This is a genomic window from Bartonella sp. TT110JLCBS (genome assembly GCF_042193405.1).
Taxonomy (GTDB): domain Bacteria; phylum Pseudomonadota; class Alphaproteobacteria; order Rhizobiales; family Rhizobiaceae; genus Bartonella.
Window position 1 is genome coordinate 1 of record NZ_JBHILT010000194.1, and the last position, 263, is coordinate 263.

Genomic DNA, 263 nt, shown 5'->3' on the forward strand with positions numbered 1-263 from the left:
CGCTCATGCCGGCATTCTCTCAAAGCCCGCGCCATCGCACGCTTAATGCGCGAGCGAAACCGCCCTAAATCAATCTGCGCAACGGGTTCGCGGCAGGGAAAAACCGGCTTTTGGAAAAAATCAAGCTGCCCGCAACCATGCCTCTTCATGACAGCACCTCCCCCGATTGCTTGTTCAAATAATCATAAAACCGCGCCTTTGTCTGCGCATCTGCTCTCTGCCAAACACCCAATAACTGAGCAAAAACCCGCTCTTGTTCATTA

Annotated in this window: 1 pseudogene; it reads right to left on the reverse strand. The window is 52.5% G+C overall.

Annotated elements, in window-relative coordinates:
• Window positions 1-145: 145 nt before the first annotated feature.
• Window positions 146-263: pseudogene (locus ACFILW_RS10385) on the reverse strand (chromosome partitioning protein); the annotation flags it as partial.